Annotated in this window: 22 protein-coding genes; all 22 read right to left on the reverse strand. The window is 36.1% G+C overall.

Going from position 1 to position 17,263, the window contains the following annotated elements; translation table 11 throughout:
* Positions 1-462, reverse strand: a 462-nt coding sequence (locus M0Q46_06135) for a hypothetical protein (GenBank protein MCK9583169.1), incomplete at its 3' end; no start/stop codon positions are given.
* Positions 463-933: 471 nt separating this feature from the next.
* Positions 934-1,095, reverse strand: coding sequence for a hypothetical protein (locus M0Q46_06140; GenBank protein MCK9583170.1), 162 nt, complete (start codon positions 1,093-1,095; stop codon positions 934-936).
* 426 nt (positions 1,096-1,521) lie between these two features.
* Positions 1,522-2,031: a peptidoglycan recognition protein family protein gene (locus M0Q46_06145; GenBank protein ID MCK9583171.1), complete on the reverse strand. Its 510-nt coding sequence runs from the start codon at positions 2,029-2,031 to the stop codon at positions 1,522-1,524.
* A 9-nt stretch (positions 2,032-2,040) separates the two neighbouring features.
* Positions 2,041-2,445 carry a hypothetical protein gene (locus M0Q46_06150; GenBank protein MCK9583172.1) on the reverse strand — a complete coding sequence of 135 codons (405 nt, stop codon included), beginning with the start codon at positions 2,443-2,445 and terminating at the stop codon, positions 2,041-2,043.
* The gene (locus M0Q46_06155) at positions 2,442-2,999 is read right to left on the reverse strand and encodes a hypothetical protein (protein MCK9583173.1); all 558 of its coding nucleotides are present in this window, start codon (positions 2,997-2,999) and stop codon (positions 2,442-2,444) included. The genes M0Q46_06150 and M0Q46_06155 overlap by 4 nt, the downstream gene beginning before the upstream one ends.
* A gap of 3 nt (positions 3,000-3,002) precedes the next feature.
* Entirely contained in the window at positions 3,003-3,260 is a 258-nt protein-coding gene (locus tag M0Q46_06160; GenBank protein ID MCK9583174.1) for a hypothetical protein, read from the reverse strand.
* Positions 3,261-3,275: 15 nt separating this feature from the next.
* Complete coding sequence (locus M0Q46_06165; GenBank protein ID MCK9583175.1) at positions 3,276-3,740, reverse strand: hypothetical protein; 465 nt, start codon at positions 3,738-3,740, stop codon at positions 3,276-3,278.
* Entirely contained in the window at positions 3,733-4,500 is a 768-nt protein-coding gene (locus M0Q46_06170; protein ID MCK9583176.1) for a LamG domain-containing protein, read from the reverse strand. Before M0Q46_06170 ends, M0Q46_06165 begins: the two co-directional genes overlap by 8 nt.
* Complete coding sequence (locus M0Q46_06175; GenBank protein ID MCK9583177.1) at positions 4,493-6,625, reverse strand: hypothetical protein; 2,133 nt, start codon at positions 6,623-6,625, stop codon at positions 4,493-4,495. Before M0Q46_06175 ends, M0Q46_06170 begins: the two co-directional genes overlap by 8 nt.
* A gap of 16 nt (positions 6,626-6,641) precedes the next feature.
* Entirely contained in the window at positions 6,642-6,902 is a 261-nt protein-coding gene (locus M0Q46_06180) for a hypothetical protein (protein ID MCK9583178.1), read from the reverse strand.
* A 1-nt stretch (position 6,903) separates the two neighbouring features.
* Complete coding sequence (locus M0Q46_06185) at positions 6,904-9,864, reverse strand: hypothetical protein (GenBank protein MCK9583179.1); 2,961 nt, start codon at positions 9,862-9,864, stop codon at positions 6,904-6,906.
* Positions 9,865-10,623: a hypothetical protein gene (locus M0Q46_06190; protein MCK9583180.1), complete on the reverse strand. Its 759-nt coding sequence runs from the start codon at positions 10,621-10,623 to the stop codon at positions 9,865-9,867. It abuts the gene before it with no gap.
* A gap of 2 nt (positions 10,624-10,625) precedes the next feature.
* Positions 10,626-12,773, reverse strand: a complete 2,148-nt coding sequence (locus M0Q46_06195) for a hypothetical protein (protein MCK9583181.1) — start codon at positions 12,771-12,773, stop codon at positions 10,626-10,628.
* A complete protein-coding gene (locus tag M0Q46_06200) occupies positions 12,770-13,069 on the reverse strand; it encodes a DUF4035 domain-containing protein (GenBank protein ID MCK9583182.1) in 300 nt (99 codons plus the stop codon). Before M0Q46_06200 ends, M0Q46_06195 begins: the two co-directional genes overlap by 4 nt.
* A gap of 11 nt (positions 13,070-13,080) precedes the next feature.
* Positions 13,081-13,425, reverse strand: a complete 345-nt coding sequence (locus M0Q46_06205; protein ID MCK9583183.1) for a hypothetical protein — start codon at positions 13,423-13,425, stop codon at positions 13,081-13,083.
* 63 nt (positions 13,426-13,488) lie between these two features.
* A complete protein-coding gene (locus tag M0Q46_06210; GenBank protein ID MCK9583184.1) occupies positions 13,489-14,142 on the reverse strand; it encodes a hypothetical protein in 654 nt (217 codons plus the stop codon).
* Positions 14,143-14,182: 40 nt separating this feature from the next.
* Positions 14,183-14,932 carry a hypothetical protein gene (locus M0Q46_06215; GenBank protein MCK9583185.1) on the reverse strand — a complete coding sequence of 250 codons (750 nt, stop codon included), beginning with the start codon at positions 14,930-14,932 and terminating at the stop codon, positions 14,183-14,185.
* A 24-nt stretch (positions 14,933-14,956) separates the two neighbouring features.
* Positions 14,957-15,352, reverse strand: coding sequence for a hypothetical protein (locus M0Q46_06220; protein MCK9583186.1), 396 nt, complete (start codon positions 15,350-15,352; stop codon positions 14,957-14,959).
* A complete protein-coding gene (locus tag M0Q46_06225; GenBank protein ID MCK9583187.1) occupies positions 15,349-15,714 on the reverse strand; it encodes an HK97 gp10 family phage protein in 366 nt (121 codons plus the stop codon). The genes M0Q46_06220 and M0Q46_06225 overlap by 4 nt, the downstream gene beginning before the upstream one ends.
* Positions 15,714-16,052, reverse strand: coding sequence for a head-tail adaptor protein (locus M0Q46_06230; GenBank protein ID MCK9583188.1), 339 nt, complete (start codon positions 16,050-16,052; stop codon positions 15,714-15,716). The genes M0Q46_06225 and M0Q46_06230 overlap by 1 nt, the downstream gene beginning before the upstream one ends.
* Positions 16,052-16,927 (reverse strand): hypothetical protein, encoded by an 876-nt coding sequence (locus M0Q46_06235; protein MCK9583189.1) that lies wholly within the window; start codon positions 16,925-16,927, stop codon positions 16,052-16,054. Before M0Q46_06235 ends, M0Q46_06230 begins: the two co-directional genes overlap by 1 nt.
* A 6-nt stretch (positions 16,928-16,933) precedes the next feature.
* On the reverse strand, positions 16,934-17,263 hold a 330-nt coding region (locus tag M0Q46_06240; protein ID MCK9583190.1), incomplete at its 5' end, for a hypothetical protein.

The following is a 17,263-nucleotide window of genomic DNA, read 5'->3' on the forward strand; positions in this document are numbered from 1 at the left end:
GGCATCGCCCGAGGACGCCAGTTTTGCGGCATCGCCCGAGGACGCCAGTTGTGCGGCATCGCCCGAGGACGCCAGTTGTGCGGCATAGCCCGAGGACGCCAGTTGTGCGGCATCGCCCGAGGACGCAATTTTTGCGAAGTTGCCCGAATTTCTTATTTTACAAATGACATTTAAAAAATCTATTGCGGAAGTTATAAAATCTTTTAATACTATTTTTTTTACTATCTTGATATGATTAGTTACACTTTTTGAAGCATCTTTTTTTATTTCTCCCAATGCCTCAATTTCTGCAAATTCAGATGTAGTTAAATCGTAATAATCCAAAACATCAAATGGATTTTCGCAAAAGTGGAAACCTTCTTTACACAATTCTACTGCTCCATCATGTTTATATTTTTTTCCCTCTTCGTACTGAAAATTTTTACATTTTAATCCTTCATCAAACCCTTTAAATCCTTTCATTTTTTCTCTCCTTTAATAATATTTTATTACCTATATATAAAAACCGTGGGGAAACGAGGCCGAACCCGACAGGGATACATAAACCTCGCCCCCCCCCCACATTAGATGTTTGATTGAATTTCATTTGATTGGTTTTTGAATTTGTCGGGTTCATTTTTTTGTTCCTGCAATAACAGGTTAGCATAGTTATTAAATGCTTGTCAAGCTTTTTTTGGCAGATGTGACAAAAGTCACAGGTGAGCAAAAAAGGGATTTTATTTTCAGTCGGTGAAATTGTGTTTTCCGACGATTAAAAATAAATTTAAAGATATTTGACAAATGAAAAACAGTTTGGTATTATTTGCATAAGGATTTTGGTTGACTGCAACTGCCCGTAGCTTTTGTGGTCAGCCGAAATCTAAAGTTCTACGGGAGCTGAAAGTGCAAAATTTTCTCAAAATTTATTTAATAGTTTTCAAAAGCTCATATCATTTAATTGATGTGGGCTTTTTTTTTGTTTTTACATAAAGCAACAAGTAATAAAGGAACGGCAAACCTGAGAGACGGGGTTTGCCTAAGGGTTATATTGTATCTTGGCTCTATAACCTCAAGTATCGACAGAGATGTCAAACGGTCGGCAAGTGGGTGTTTCATACTTTGCGCCTAATACTTGCTCAAGACGCTTGCAAAAAACTGCGACGGACATTAAATTAACCTGCGTGAAAATTGCGACCATACATTAAAGAGTGTCTTTTTAAAAAGGCACAACGGTCTCGCTTTGCTTTACTGCTCTGGACATTAGTTTTTAACATAAATGCTTTAAAGATTTTAAAAAGACATAAAAGAAAGCAATAAATAAATTTGCAATTTTTTGCGCAAGAATTTAAACACTTCTAATGTAACAAGTATTTCAATAACCCCACAAAATACCCAAAATTAGCCAAAATCACCGTCATAGCATTCGTTTTAAGCGGGTTTTTTTAGGCACCCCTTATGTTTGTATGGCAAGCCAATAAAAAAAGACACTCTTTTTAAAAGTGTCTCTTTTGCAAAATAAATAGGCGGGTTATCACGGAAGGTTTAGGCGGGTTTTATATAATCATATTTTAGTTTTGTTAGATTGAATAATTTGCCCGGGCAAGTTTTGTCCGCAAAGTTGGTATGCCCTAAAACATTATATATGGCTATTTTAAATCGCCTCTGTAAATCTCGCACCAGAGAAGCAAGCAAAAAGTATTGTTCTTTAGTTGGCTCTACATTATTATAATTACCAATTAAACAAATACCTATGGCGGTTTCATTCTTTCCAACAGTATGCGCACCCTGCATTGTCATCGGTCTGCCAATTTGATATTCCAATCTACCATTTATCATCTCTAATCCAAAATGATAACCAATGTCTAAATCGGGTTTTGCTATGTATGAATTATAGTTTGGTGATTTTGGGTCTGAACTTCCTGTTTTTCCTGTGTGCCACTGCCGTATCTGTTCCCAGTTGTTAATTTTACTATCGGAAGTGGCAGAATGATGTAAAATAATTGATTGCCACGCCCTTGACGGTGAAGTCAGTAAATAATTTCTAAAATCCATTTTTTCCTCTTAATTACCCCAAAGTGGCACACTGGCTTTAATTCCTGTATGATTTTCATTCAATTTGAAATCATGTCCTGCCCAGATACCAAATTTCGCAAGTTTTGTGTCTGATAAATTTCCAACTATCCCCGCCCAGTCAAAATCAAGTGATAAAAATGGCATCCCATTTTCTTTGAAGGATGTTACTGCGCCAAAGTTTAGATTTAATCTCTGCCACGAAACAAGTTTTGTTTCTGCGCCGAGCAAACCCTCTGCCGTCTGAAAATCATATAATGCAATCGCAGAAGTGTTAGCAAGCGGGTAGGTAAATTCAATTTGCCCGAGCTTGAAATACGCCCCGTTTGAAAGTTCCGTCGCACTAACTACACCAACAAACCCAAACAACATCAACAACACTAAAAGTTTTTTCATACTGCCCCCTTTTTATTTATTACTTTTTCAAGCATTTCATTTTGCCAATCATTTAATTTTTCTTCCTTTGCAGAATTTCGCTTGTTTAAGTCGTCTATCATTTTATCTTTTGCATTTAATAATCTTTCATTCATCGCCATAACAAATTGTACAATTCCCCAAACACCCGTTAAAATTGAAAGAATAAATCCAAACAAACCACCAATAATATATGCCCATTTATCAAAAATAAATTTCAAAAGTTCACTATCATTTACCACTGTGCTTTTTATATCTCTGCCAGCCACCTGATTTTGAGTTTTATTATTAAAACCTGCAATTACATTCCCCTGCGCGTTCAATTTTAATTCCAACTTTTCAATTTTGCTTTCAAGCCCAACAATTTTTCCGTTCATCTCGGCTTTTACAACATTACTTTCATTTTCTTTGGTGGTAATATCTTGTTTCATAAGTTGCAAATCCGCTTCAAACAATCGGATTTTTTCTAACCCAAAAATAGCGTGTGCCTGAGTTGTAAAAAATAACAAAAACAAAATGCCTAAAAGTTTTTTCATAAATTACCCTCTTTTATCTAATTTTTTTCTTATGTCTGTTATTCCTTCAACAATATAATCAACCTTAGTTTCAAGGGTATTTATTTTTAGCCCATATTGTTCGCTTCTTGCTTCTAAAATACTAACTTTATTTTCATTTATTTCAATTCTGTAACCAGTCAAATACCACGCACCAACGATTGAAACAAATACTACCAAAACTGGGAAAATTACCGATAATATGTTCCATTGTTTCCCATTTTTCCAATTCAAATCTCTCATAAATGTACTCCCCTTTTATTTTGTTGAAACTTTTAACTCGTAAAAATCAGACGGCAACTCACTTATTGTTTTGCTTCTCGGAATTAACTCATAACCACCTTTTTGCCTGTCAAAAATATAATCAACTGCGTTTATAGAGAGTAATTTAATATGTTTCTGCTTTTTCATTGAGGCAAACGACTTCTTTTCTGCGGTGGTATCTAAAGTTACATTCAATAAACCATATTTTTTATTATAATTAGTTTCAAATCTTGTATTCTCAAACGGTTGCCGACTTTGTTTCAATCCTGCGTCAGTAAAATTGGTGTAAGTTTTTGCAGTTGACAAACCACTTGACCAATATCTTCCTTGCGGAAAATTAGACATATTAACCAAATAGGTGTAAGTGTCTGCGTGAAGCATAATCACCAAACCAGACAAAAACCAAGCAATTAAAACTCCCATTACAATAGATATTAAAAATTTATTAAGGTCAATCATTTTGCCCTCTGCCTTGTGTGTAAATTTGTTTTGCTAATGCTCTTGCTTTAGTTAAACTATTTACATTTTTATAAATTGCAATATCATCAACAATTCCGCTATTTGAATAAATGGTACTACCACTCCAAGTTATAATACCACTTTGAATCGTACCCCCACCGTCGGTTAAAACAGTTTTAGCCGTACCTGCTGACTGCAATGTAGCCAATTTTCCATTTACAAATATTTTCATTAACCCATCTCCACCTGAAGAAGTTCCCTTGAACCATAAACAGGTGTGATACCATCTGTTGGCAGGATACTCAGTACCAGCTAAAGGAGTATAATTCTCGGTTGCCCCTGCATCGTTTCCATTACTAAAATTAAAAAAACAATAAGCTATTCCTTTCCGAGTCGCTAAATTTAATCGCCACCCTTTCATATTTCCAAACTTACTTACTATTTCGTTGTATCGTTCCCCTTGAGAAGAAACATCGGCAGGATAAGCCCACGCCGAAACAAATAAATCATCACCAATAAATTCTATATCGCCTAAAGTTGAATAATGTAAATAACTATGTGCTATTCCACTTCCGAACTGTCCAGTAACCCAAGCACCGTTTGTTGTCCCTGCGGTAACTGTGCCTGTTGTTGCAGTAACTGAAGTCCCTTGCCCTTCATTCAGATGTGAAACGAAAACAGGACTATCCTGCAAAGAATTAACCTGCGCAGAAAAGGCGGTTGTCGCTAAAAATAATAATGCCATTATAATTTTAATCATTTGACCACCTCGTAAATTTAACCCTGATTTTTACCGTCGGGGCAATTCCTGTTGCGGGTGCATTATAAAATAAAACTGCAATCTGGGAATTTGCAGGAATTACAGTTTTAGCGTCTGGCACTACCAAAGAACCGTTATAAGTGGTTGTATCAACAACAAGTGAAACTGAAGCAGTTGTAGTACTAAAAACACTCGCCCAATAGCGAGTGCCTGTGGTCGTAGAGCTCCAAACAACATCATAATTACAAGCAGAAACTGTTGATAAATAACTTGCGTAGTAATTAACGGCCGTCAAAGTGATTTCTTTCTCATTCCAAAAATACTGCCCGTAATAAAACGGATAAGTTGTTGAACTTGCATAAACCTCACCTATATTAAAATCGTGCCACTCGGTAACAGTTAAACTTGTTACCGTTACTCCACCGCCTGCCTCTGCCCAAGAACCCGCCCCACTTAAAAAAGTAGTTGCCGATGGTGTCCCTGATGCTGATATATTCCCTGTTGTTATTTTAATGCCATCTGCGAGATAACCGTTATCAATACCTGTGGACGGCGAAACACTGAAAAATATTGGGTTGCCAGTTACAGTACTCGTGCTTACACTTCCGTCAGACCAAACAATGGAGCTAACATAAATTATATTGCTAAATGTATTTGTCGCCGTAAAATTATTGTAAATTGATTTTTGCGCTAAATCCGAAATTGAGAATGTTGAGTTTTGAACTGCTGTAATCTGCTGTTGAAGTGATGCTGTTGACACCCCTATTGCAGTTGTGCTTATGTTAACTAAAGACTTATCAGCAAAATAATCTTGATAAGTTGAACTGCTAATTTTTGTTATGCTACTACCGTCGGGAAACATAATTTCGTGAAATTGTTGCCTTGCACTCCAAGTGTTTGTGGTTATAAAAATATCATCTAATTGTTGCTTCAAAGAACCTATTGAAACTCCGATTGCGTTTGTGCTAATTGAAACCAATGATTTGTCAGCAAAATAGTTTTGGTAGGTTGTGCTACTTGCAGTGGTAAAACTTGTTCCATTTGCAAAAGTTATTGTAGATACATTTACCATTCCGTAAATATTTACCGCGTTATTTGCAATGCTCATCACTGTTGATGTGGACGATGGAACTAAATAATTTGTTGTGTTTAAGAAAAATATACTTCCATTACCACTATTGCCAGCACCTGAAATTAAAGATAAATTTCCACCTGTGGAATACGCAGCCCCATTTCCAGCTGTGATGTTTATATCTCCGGGAATATGATAACCCGACCCACCTCCTGAATTGCCTGTGTTAATATTTATATCGCCTGAGTCCCCACCACTTTGACCTACAGTTGCAAAGGTCATATTACTATTTGATGTATTAGGTATTGATATACCACCTCTATAATTGTATGTAGTATCACCGATTATATTTTCTACTATAAGTCCATAAGATACATATCTATTTTCTCCAGTCCAAATATTTGTGCCATTTAATAACTCAGTTTTTGAAAAAGAAGATGTTGTTAAATTATCAATTCTCAAATTGATTGCGTCTGTTGAGGTTTTTACCTCTGCCCTATCTGGGTAGTAAGTCAATAAAGTAGTACTGCTATTATCAATCCGTGTGTTTATTGCAGTTGTTGAGTTTATTACTTCCTGTTTGTCTGCAAAGTAGTTTTGAAAAGTCCCTGAGGTTATATTTACAATGGAATTATTTAAAGCAGTTGTTGCAATTCTTACCTCTTCCCTGTCGGCAAAATAAGTTTGATATGTTGTTGAACTTATTGAGGTTATTGCTAAATTTAATGCCGTTGTTGATAATCTAACCTGTTCTTTGTCCGCAAAATAATTCTGAAAACTTGTACTACTGTAAACAATTCCTGATGTTGATGTTAAAATTGTTCCGTCGGAAAATGTCGCCGAAGTTAAATGCAAATTCGGAATTATCGCAGAATAGCTTGATAAAAAAATAATTTCTGTGCTTGTATCTGCACCGATTGAATATGATTGAGACCCTATTATCCTATACCCAACAACATTTGGTTGTGTAGAGGTTTTTATTTGATACTTTGCCGCCTCTGCAACCCCGCAAATTCCTAAAATCATTAAACCTAATAAAATAATCTTTTTCATATTCTCCCCTTCCCCTCTATTCAATATCCATTAACGGAATGGCCTTCCAAACTCCACTCCGATATACTCGCAACATTATTGAGTCATCGCAATCGGTTATGAGATAAAGCGTTTTAGTATCTGGTGTTAATGCCCCTAATTCTGCCTCTGTGCAAATAAAAAACATATCATTGACTCGGTCAAAATTTGCCATAACTTCCGTCGCATCGGGAATATTCCCTTCACCATTTTGTAAAACTTTTGCAAATGTTCTCGCATTTCCAGTTGTAGAAGGCATCTTATATCTCCCTCGCAATAATATACAATTTCCAATCGGTTATATCTAATTCCAAACCAACAACACTTGCTAATAAATCAGCAACAGGTATCATATTTTTATTATACCAAAATATATCAGGTTTACCCCACCAAACCCTACTATCGCCCCAGTACCAATAAACATTGCAATTTATATTAACCGTATCAGACAATTCTAATTGCGGTAACATCTTACAAAGTATTCTCAATTCTCTCTTAGGATTTTTATATTCATCATAATAAATTGTTGCCAAACCACTTGTTAAATCCAAGTCGTCATCAATCCCAATACTGGAATTTTCTATACTTAACTCACGAGAGCCGTATTTAGTTATGCTGTGTGGCAATGTTTCACCTTCTGTTGTTGGCGATAAAATAGAAATAAATTTGCCGATAACAACTTTAATAAAATTGTAAATTCTCGCCCACCCAGAAATATCATTGTCAATAGAAATTATATTTGTTTTAGATGATAATTCCATATCAATAGTGGTATCAACATTTCTTGCTCTAAAAAAATACTTTCCAGTTGCGTCAACGCCAAGTTCATAGTTAATAAGTTTTGCATATTCTTCAATCACACTTTGCACCGTCTGCCCTGTAAAATCTGCAAGTGCAATATTCAAAGTGTCTATTTTATAAGTAAAAGTTTCTTTTTGAAGCTCTGGTGAAGTTCCGTCGGTAAGCAAACTTAAAACCGTTCTGAAACGGATATATCTTTTAACAGTTGAAGCAATAATTCCCGCAACTACCTCTAATTCTGCGTCATAATTTATGTCATCTGCCGAACTTTGAGAATAAACTTTTATCTCACCATCATTAACAATTTCTAATTTAGTGAAAGTGTTGTAAACATCTAAATTCGTTCCGCAGTCAACAACATCAACTAAATGTGCGGGCATAGACAAAATACAATAACCATAAGAACTCGCTATGATAGACCACCGTACATATCTTTTTGCAACTGTACTTGAATTTATCGTTGCTATATCACCATTTATTGTTGCAATTTTCCAATTATCATTATCATTGCTAAAATCAGAATTGCCACTTGTTTGTGTAATTAGTGCGATACTATCACCATTCACCGAAACAGGAAAAAATATTTTTCCGAAATTTGCAATTGAAAAATTTACTCCTAAATCAATTGAATTTGAAACGAGTTGACCAAAAATTGCATAATACCAAGTATCTCTTAGTGTTCCTAAATAGAATTCAGAAGTTGTTCCATTGGTGGCATTTGTAAACTTAATATTATTGGCAATAGCGATAGGTGTTGAGTCAATTTTTCCAATTAAATGATTGTCAATAAAAATATATAAAACATTATTAACTCCATAAAACATTTGATAATTGTGAAAATCATTTACATCTGCTGCCGTATATTCATAATTTAAACCATCACCCGATATTATAATTTTACCGTCAATTCTCTGAATTCTTACAAAATGTCCTTCACCGTGAGTCCATTCCACAAAGATTTCAAAATAACCATCACTTTCATTGTTTATTTTTAATGCTAAATCCACATTATGTAATCCAGCAATTTTTGAATACGAAATAGAAGTTGCAACACCCGATATATTTATATGTAAATTCCCAGATGGATTTATTTCTTCAATAATTGTTCCCGCTCCTGATGTTGATTTACTCCATACGGGAGTAGAGTTTTGAGGCAAAGCAGTTGCATTATAAATATTATCATATGTATAATTTGTTGGTTCAATTGTTTGTAGTGGAAATGTCCCCGTAATTGTTAAATTATTGTTTACGGATACATCACTTATTAAATTTTCAACTTTAACAAGCACACTCCCTAATTTTGTTTCCACATCAGCATTCCTACTTACCGTATCCATAGTTTCAAAATCTAATTTTGTATTCCAAAATTTATACTTTAAAAAATTCCCTAAATCTATCGTGCCAATTGTTCTGTCGGCAGAAAGAAAACCTGCCTCATCAAGCAAATATCCAATCAAAATTGAAAACTCAATATTTTTATACCAATGCCGATAATCGCAAGTAATAACCTGCCCTATCGCACATCCAAGAGGTAATGTAATTTTTGCAAAATTATCTTTATCGTTTAAATTTGAGACGGTATAATCTATGTCAACTAAAATTTCCTCGCCATCAATATAAACTGCGTCAATAAATCCAACGCCTTTGTAATCCGTAAAAAATTCTGCGTTCAAAGCACCCGTGCCAATTTGTTCACCTTCAACGATTTGAGAATTTCCGTGTATGTAATCGCAAGTAATTATATCCCCTGCAACTGGCGCAGTTAAAAAAGTTATCAAAGCCCCATAATAAGCGTGATATAAATTGCTAACCGTGTAGTGAGTTGCAAGCGTTTGCAAAACACCATTTTTATATACATTTTGCACTGATAAAGTATTTTTTTTGCCTGTGTAAAATTCTGTAATAAGTGCGCCTGTCCCGATTGTTTCCCCTGTAACTGTTTGACATACATTTTCCGCATTTGCCAATGAAAGTTGGATTTCTTTTCCTGATAAATTTATATTTACTGTTTTTGTTGAAAAATTACTTGTAATATCTTCATTTATTAAACCCGTGAAAGAATAAACATCTTCGGGTGTTCCATCTGCTAAAACATAGCCGATTTTAATTTCAATTTTTGTATTGAAACGCAAATAAATTGTATTAAAAAACTTTCCGTTTCCTTCGTTAAATTGTCCTGCGTCATTTTTCAATTCAAGTTGAACATTACTAACGCGCCAAATGTTTAAACCTTCTGTATCTAACTGCCAACTGATATTTGATTTAGTTTTAATGTATGGTTTTATGTCAGTTCCTGTTGTTTCCCAAATATAAGTGCTTGTCCCTGCATCCCAGTAACGGCGATACATTAAAACCTCATAAAAATACTTAAGGTTTTTTTTGTTCTGCGCCGTAAGAAAAGCATCTGTTATTATTTTCATTTATTGTTCTTCAATAGTCATACTCAATTTAAAGTATCCCCTTAAAGTGTCTTCGTCGTAATTAAAAGTATTTACCCAGACAACATTATAAATTGCGTCCAAATCATCTGAATAATTTAAGTAAAAAGTAAAATTTTCATCAGTGTCGTAAAGCGCTTTAAATAAAACTATTGATGCCAATGTAAGTAATTCAAAGTCAATGTTTGCGGCATATTTTTTGAAGAGTGTAAAAGTTTCAAGCGTCCCTGATGCTAAGCGATAATTCCCACCGTCTTTATAATCGGCTCTGATATGATTGTGTCTGCCTTCTGTTAATTCAAAAGTTTCTTTTAAACACCAAAACTGCCCGATTTTCTTTTCTTGGTTTGCTGTTATGGTACTTTGCATAAGCAATTTTATTTTTGAAGTTGTAACCGCAGAGGTTAATTTTACTCGCATCGTTGTCAATGCGTTTGCAGTAAAAGAAAATTCTGAAATATCTACATATGAGGAGCCATTCCACCATTGAAGTTTAAACTGTTTTAAATTTATGTTCTGCAAAACTAAAGTGTCAAAAATTCTATTTGTTGCTATCAATCCTTCATAAAAAACTATTTCAATGCTTGTGTTGTATCCGCTTTCGGAAGTTTCACCAACGCTTTGCCACTGCAAAGTTTTATTTTGATCATACAATCGTGCTTTTGTAGCGTTTCCGCTTGATACTGTTATAGTATCATCTGCTTTAATATAATTTTGAGAGAGAAAAAATGGGTTTGCCATATTTAATACGCCTCGCCTGAGCGTGATATTCCGATTTTAGTCATACTTTTTGCCATCGCTATTGCCTCAATCTGTCCGCTTTTAACCGCTTCTTTTAGTTGTTTTGCAATTCTATTTATATTATTGCCGTCAACATCACCGTTAATTATAATATCCCCAACAGAAAAAGTTTGAGAATTTGAGTTATTTTCCGTGCGACCATTTGCCATATCAAATAACCGCGCTTGTTGCCCTTGATTTAAAATCATCTCACCCGAATTAACCGCTGCTAAAACATTATCACCAGCATAAGAAGTTCCACCGACGACCCCTCCCCTTGTAAATTTTCCACCAAATGCTAAAATTGCCGCACCAATTGCCGCCCCAATCGCTATTGCTCCCCAAAGTGTCCACGCCGTCGCTGCCGCGGCCGCGGCCGCGCCAACAGCCGCATTTGCTGCCACCTCAATGTTTTTCCAAATAATTGTTAAAGCCGCCATTGCTTGTTTTCCCGTCGCCCAAATAATAACTTGTTTCGCCATCATATCTGCTAACTGTCCAATCAAAGCATTTCTCAAAACATCGCCAATTGCCTGCATTCCTTGAGATAGTCCGTCCCATCCATTTCCAATACTTGAAAACATAACATTAAAACCAGCACTTAAAGATGCTGTTAAATTTCCAATTGTATTTTGAATTACAACTCCCCAGTCAAAAACAATTTCACTATTTTCTCTTGTATATTTCGCCCAAGATGCCTGAAGACCTTTTTGTAAATTGGTTTCTTCTTTTGAAATTCTTGCTGATATTATTTTTCTTTGTTCAGCCCTTGCAGCTTCTGCTTCAGCGGCTTTTCGTTCTTCTTTCTCTTGCAATTTAGCAAGAGCTTCCAATTTTGCTTTTAATTTTTCATTTTCAATCTTTTTTAATCGTTCAAGTTCTTTTTTATTTTCTTCAGTTTGAAAATTTGCCTTGTTTTCCGCATATTGTTTATCAACTGTTTCAATTTGTTTTTGCACATTTTCCATTGCCGATTTTAATTGTTCCCCGTAAATTGGTATCCAACCAATCAAAACATTCAATCCTTGCAACATATCAAGAATTGAATTTAAAACAACTGCTTTTATAAATTGCCAAGATTGGATTGTGACATATTTAACCCAATTCCAATTTGCAATAAGTAAAATTCCACCTGCAATCAATGCGCCAAGTGCAACGGTTATCAATCCTATCGGGCCGAGAGCCATTGTAAAAGCGGTGCCTAAAAGTGGGGCAATGATCATAAAAGACCCGACAACTGTCATTAAACCGCCAAATACAATGGCTAAACCGCCTATTACAGCGACTATTTTAACTACACTGCTAAACAATGCTTCGTGGGTTGTAATCCACCCTCTAACCGCAATTACAAGTGTTTTTGCCTTTTCTGTAAATTCAATAACAGTTGGTAAAAGAGAAATTGCTAAACTATTCCAAAGACCCCGAATTCCCGTCATAACTTTTGCAAATTCATCGTTGAGTTGGCTGGCGGCTTTTACTGTTTTTTCGTCAATCACAGCACCTAATTTTTCCGCCTCAGAACGCATTTTCGCCATTCCTTCTCTCCCACCTTCTAACATCGGAAGGATAGAAGTGCCACTTCTCCCAAACAAACTGACTGCCAGAGCAGCTCTCTCTGTGGGATTTTTAATGTCTGACAATGCGCCTGCTATAGTATTAAATTGTTCCTCTGGCGTAAGTCCTGCCAAATCCGAAAAAGTTAAATTTAATTTTTGTAAATCATCTTGTGAACCTTTTACACCATCACCGGCGGCAGTAATTGACATAGCCATTTTTTTAAACGCAGTTTCCATTGACTCCATTGAGCCACCTGAAAGTTTTGCAACATAACCAAGTTCTTGCAGTGCTTTTGTGCCTACGCCTGTGCGCATAGACATTTCGTCAAGTTCGTCGGAAGTTTTTGTTAAGTGCGTTACCGCCAATATCATTGCGCCGACGATAGCAACACCAAAAACACCCATTGCTAAACCCATATTACGCACGGAAGTGCCAATTTGCTCCGCCGCCTCTTTGGTTTTAGAGAATTTTTTATCAGCTTCATCCATCGCTTTCATAAAAGCGGCGGAATTTGCCTCAAGTGTTATCCAAATTTTTCCGACTTCACCACTCATTTAATTTCTCCACCAAGTGCTTTTGTAATTTGTTTTGCAATACTTTTCATCTGTTGAAAAGTTTGATTTTTAGGTTTTTCTTTTTCGTATTTAATCATAAAGTCATCAATTTTAAGTGCTTTGCTGTCTTTGCTTCTGTTTACACTGTAAATTAACCAACTAATTTGTGCAGAATATCTTTCAATGCGTGTGTCATTTAATTGTTTTCTTTTGCAAAGGTAATCAAATTCTAATAAAGTTAAATCCCAAAAGTCATCTTCACTTAATCCTAAATCAAAACGCCCTACCGCCCACAAATCAACTAACTTTAAGGGAGAGGGCTTTCCACCAAAGGGAGTTTCTCCTCACTTTCATCTGTTTTTTCAATAGTTGGTGAGTTTGCCGATGCCGCTTCAACTATTTTCTTTTGTATCTCTAACATATTTTCCGAGTCGAGCATATCGCCAACTTGCTCAAGGGTTAGTTTTTTATCTTCGTGAATTAATCCTGTCCAGAGAACAACTCTTAAAAGCGTCGCTGATATTTTTTCAGAGGGTAAATCCAAAAAGTTTTTCCCAGTTTTTTCCTCGTACGCCGCCATAGCATTAAGATTATAAAGCAATTTGCGAGGTTTATCTAACTCAATATCAATACATTTTGCAAGTTTACCCATTTTATCCCCCAAAAAATAAATGTCCTGCCTGCATTTTTTTATAATACAGGCAAGACAAATTTATTAAGCCGCAACTAATGCAACCGCCTCTGCTTCCGTTGCGCCATTTACGACAATTACTTTTGCCTGACCAACATATGAGGTACAAGTGATGCCGTAAGTTTTTGAACCATAAACAACATTTGAAAATGCAACAATACCAGTTGCACCAGTTGTTTTTGTTTCATTGTTGAAAACAATTACCGCATCAGATACTGCCGCTCCACCGACCGCTGCTGTTACTGTAAAAGTTACAACACTAAGATCTGTTACGCCTGCAAATACTGGCGCACCTGTTATTTTTAAAGTTACCGCAAAAGAAATTGCGTCTTTTAAGTCAGCTTTTCCAACTTCGCAACCAGTTACAATCGCCGAAAAAGTCCAAGTGCTTGTATCGGGGAAAGTTATTACAAAACTTTCTGTCGCCCCCGTTGCTAAACTCGCAATTAAAGCCAACTGACCGGCGTCATCTTGAACAAAGTTCCCTTCCATAGGCACTTCGCCACCGTCTTTTATTCCCGTGCCAATAAAATCTCTCCATCCGTCGGAGGAGTCGTGGCTTGTAATATCTATCGTCTCACCTTTTAATTTTATGCCGCCAATACTTGTGAGTTCACCAATCGCCGTACCTGCCGCATATTTAATCGTACTTTTAAAACCTGAAATTGGTTCTGTCATTTTACTATTCCTCCTTTTTTAATTTTTATATTTTAAAACTTTATGGGTTGCACACTACCCAACTGTTAGTGCTTGTAACTGTCTCCGTTGATATGTATATTCTTTTTTCAGTTGAGTTATAAAATATACTACCCTCTGAAAATCCAGTCGTCGGTAATGTTGCATCTTTTATAGGATACAAACCACCTGTGAAAGAATTATCACCCGACCAAGTGTGTGTCGCAATTTCAATACTCGCTACGGTAAAAGTTGAGTTTTGAATTGAAGTAACTAACGCCTTGTCTGCAAAATAATTTTGAAAAGTCCCTGAAGTTATAGCAACTATTGCACCATCAAGTGCCGCAGTACTTAAAGCAACTGCATCTTTGTCCGCAAAATAAGTTTGCAATGTTGAACTACTATTTGTTATCTGCAATTGCAAATTTCCTGTACTCGCATAAACCGCAACTTTATCAGGGAAATAAGACGATAAAGTATCACTGCTATTTGTGATTTGTACCTGCAATGCCGCAGTTGAATTTATAATTGCATCAAACCTATCTTTTACATCCACACCATTTACAGAAGCATTTGTTATAACTGCATCTGTAATTGCCGCACTTGTGATTGTAACACTTGAAAATGTTTTTGTTCCAGTGATGCTTTGAACATCGGCAACATTTACAAGGTCGGTAGAATGAATACCGTCTAACATTTCACTGTTTACTGCGTGGTTTGCAATCTCACTCGCAAAACATATACAACTAAATAACCCCAACATACTGAACAACACCATCATTTTTTTTAACATTTACTTTCTCCCCCTTTTTATTTTTTACAAAGAATGCCAAACAATAAAATCTAATGGAATATGATGTATTTCTGTTTCCGTCTCAAACAAATCTCTTTCGCCAATAGAATAAACTGCCTGTATTCCTGATGCACCAGTCCACGCTTCCATTGCGGCAATTACTTGTATTGCTACATTTTTTGCACCAATTACACTTCCGTTCGTCTCATACAAATCTGCAAAACAACTTAACTGCAAGCGAGTAGCACTTAATTTACTAAAACCATCAAGAGAAAATTTCCTATCGTCGCCAATTTTAAAATAAACTAAATTCGGGCGTATTGTTCCCTGCGACGCAACTACTGGCTCTATGCGAGTGCCAACGAGCGATGTTAATGGTATATATGCCGCAAGATATTGATACAATGCTGTTTCAATCACGCCAAAACCTCTTTAATTTCTTTTGCAAATATACTTTCGCTTTCTTTCATCGCCGCATCAACTGCCGGCCGTAAAAAAGGATACGCTGCTGCCCGAGATGTTCCAAATTCAACATATTCGGCATATTCTAAACCGCCACCCGCGCCAATAACTCCAATGATATTATTTTCATTTGGTTCTGCAACGAGATGTGTGATACTTGCCCTTAATCTTCCTGTTTGTACATTCGGTCCCGGTCTGCCGCTTGCATTTTTTTTCGCCTCTTTCTCTGCGAGCAAACAAACCTTTTTTGCGGCATTATTACAAGCAATTCGCGTGCCTTTTTTTATTGCATCTCCTAACCAAAACGACTCAACACTCATTAGTAAATCCTCTCAAGTGCAATTTCATAATGTTGCCCTGCACCGCCTGCGTCTGCAATCAATAAAATATTATATTCAAAACTTGAAATCACAGCCCTATAATCTTTTTCATTTATCGCAAATTGCAATGAACTTTTATTTACAAAAAGAATATGGTCTGCTTTTACATATTTACCCGATGTTGAAGGGTATTCTCGCCCGCTCGCTTCATCAATGCGGCATCTAACGCCCACCTGAAAATCTGACCAAATATAGTTTGGTTGACCAGAGGTAGAACTTTGATTTTTAGTTCTTTTTCTAAAAGTTACCGTGTGTCGCAATAATGAATTTGGAAGCATTAAAAAATTACCCTTTTAAATTTATCAAGTTCGCTTTGCAATTCTATTGGTAATGCCTCTTTTGTAAATGTTTCAGAGTATCTTCCAATAGTAACCGCAGTCAAACCTGATTTTCCTCTTTTATTGATACGCAATTCAACAATTTGCATACACAATAATTTTATATCGTCGGGGATTATTGAATATCCCGCAATATAAGTCGCTCTGATATTTCTAACGCCTTTTGTCCATACGCCAGAACTTGGTTCAATTTTTCCAGATGACAAAGTTAAATAAAAATCCGTGTCTTGAGTTAATGTCTGCAATGTTGCGGCTGAATATCTATCGTAGTAACTTAATGCCGATAAACTTATCACAGGGAAATGGTTTAACCACATTAGAGGATAACCGTTACCGTCCTGCTCATCGTTAGTGTATGTCAATGATTTAAAGGTTTGTCCAGTTTCTCTCTCAATAAAATCACTAACTGCATTGATATAAGTTTCAAGGCGATAATTATTAGTCCCATATAAAGTTAAAATATTTGCCACTAATAAACAACTTGTCGCCTCTTTTACTGTCAAACTTACAGAACTTTCGCCAGAATATCCCTGAATATTAGCAACCCATCCCTTGCCAAGCGCATTTATAGCAACAACTAATTCCATCAAAGTATCATTTGCCGTCTCAGAAAAAGTTAATGTTGATGTGCCTGCACTCGCGCCGCCCGTAACAACAAGTAACAATGCGGTAGCGGTAACCTGCACAGTTGCTGCAGTTGCCCCACTTGCCGCATTGTAAATTGTTAAAAATGCAGTTTGTATATCTGCATTTTGAATTTCAAGAAAACTCTTTAACTCATCAAGAGTTATAATTGCATTCGTTTTTAGTGCCATAATTTTTTACTGATAAATTCCACCAACATATATTGTTGATGCCGTTGTTGATTTTCTAACCGCAAAATCAGTTATGCGAACTCTATCATTATAATCCAAATCACCAAATGGGCGATAAAACCCAGCCGATGCGGGAATTATAATGGTTATTACATCGTCAATAGTTGTTGAACTTGCCGCCAATTCATAAAGAATAACGGTTTGCTGTGTCGCCCCCGAGTTTGAAATTACAAGGTTTGATATATCTATCTGCCCTGATATTTGAGCCGCTGTTGCCTCGCCTGCAACTGCATAAGTGCTTGCCTCAACCGAGAATGGCGTGCCTGCATACGATAT

Source organism: Endomicrobiales bacterium (assembly GCA_023228045.1).
Classification (GTDB): domain Bacteria; phylum Elusimicrobiota; class Endomicrobiia; order Endomicrobiales; family JALOBY01; genus JALOBY01.

Bases quoted from the DNA above. Each gene is read 5' to 3' on its own strand.
- M0Q46_06210 (MCK9583184.1), bottom strand. From the start codon at position 14,142: ATGACAGAACCAATTTCAGGTTTTAAAAGTACGATTAAATATGCGGCA.
- M0Q46_06170 (MCK9583176.1), bottom strand. From the start codon at position 4,500: ATGATTAAAATTATAATGGCATTATTATTTTTAGCGACAACCGCCTTT.
- M0Q46_06165 (MCK9583175.1), bottom strand. From the start codon at position 3,740: ATGATTGACCTTAATAAATTTTTAATATCTATTGTAATGGGAGTTTTA.
- M0Q46_06225 (MCK9583187.1), bottom strand. From the start codon at position 15,714: ATGAGTGTTGAGTCGTTTTGGTTAGGAGATGCAATAAAAAAAGGCACG.
- M0Q46_06190 (MCK9583180.1), bottom strand. From the start codon at position 10,623: ATGGCAAACCCATTTTTTCTCTCTCAAAATTATATTAAAGCAGATGAT.
- M0Q46_06140 (MCK9583170.1), bottom strand. From the start codon at position 1,095: ATGAAACACCCACTTGCCGACCGTTTGACATCTCTGTCGATACTTGAG.
- M0Q46_06195 (MCK9583181.1), bottom strand. From the start codon at position 12,773: ATGAGTGGTGAAGTCGGAAAAATTTGGATAACACTTGAGGCAAATTCC.
- M0Q46_06175 (MCK9583177.1), bottom strand. From the start codon at position 6,625: ATGAAAAAGATTATTTTATTAGGTTTAATGATTTTAGGAATTTGCGGG.
- M0Q46_06160 (MCK9583174.1), bottom strand. From the start codon at position 3,260: ATGAGAGATTTGAATTGGAAAAATGGGAAACAATGGAACATATTATCG.
- M0Q46_06215 (MCK9583185.1), bottom strand. From the start codon at position 14,932: ATGTTAAAAAAAATGATGGTGTTGTTCAGTATGTTGGGGTTATTTAGT.
- M0Q46_06150 (MCK9583172.1), bottom strand. From the start codon at position 2,445: ATGAAAAAACTTTTAGTGTTGTTGATGTTGTTTGGGTTTGTTGGTGTA.
- M0Q46_06180 (MCK9583178.1), bottom strand. From the start codon at position 6,902: ATGCCTTCTACAACTGGAAATGCGAGAACATTTGCAAAAGTTTTACAA.
- M0Q46_06235 (MCK9583189.1), bottom strand. From the start codon at position 16,927: ATGGCACTAAAAACGAATGCAATTATAACTCTTGATGAGTTAAAGAGT.
- M0Q46_06145 (MCK9583171.1), bottom strand. From the start codon at position 2,031: ATGGATTTTAGAAATTATTTACTGACTTCACCGTCAAGGGCGTGGCAA.
- M0Q46_06230 (MCK9583188.1), bottom strand. From the start codon at position 16,052: ATGCTTCCAAATTCATTATTGCGACACACGGTAACTTTTAGAAAAAGA.
- M0Q46_06155 (MCK9583173.1), bottom strand. From the start codon at position 2,999: ATGAAAAAACTTTTAGGCATTTTGTTTTTGTTATTTTTTACAACTCAG.
- M0Q46_06205 (MCK9583183.1), bottom strand. From the start codon at position 13,425: ATGGGTAAACTTGCAAAATGTATTGATATTGAGTTAGATAAACCTCGC.
- M0Q46_06185 (MCK9583179.1), bottom strand. From the start codon at position 9,864: ATGAAAATAATAACAGATGCTTTTCTTACGGCGCAGAACAAAAAAAAC.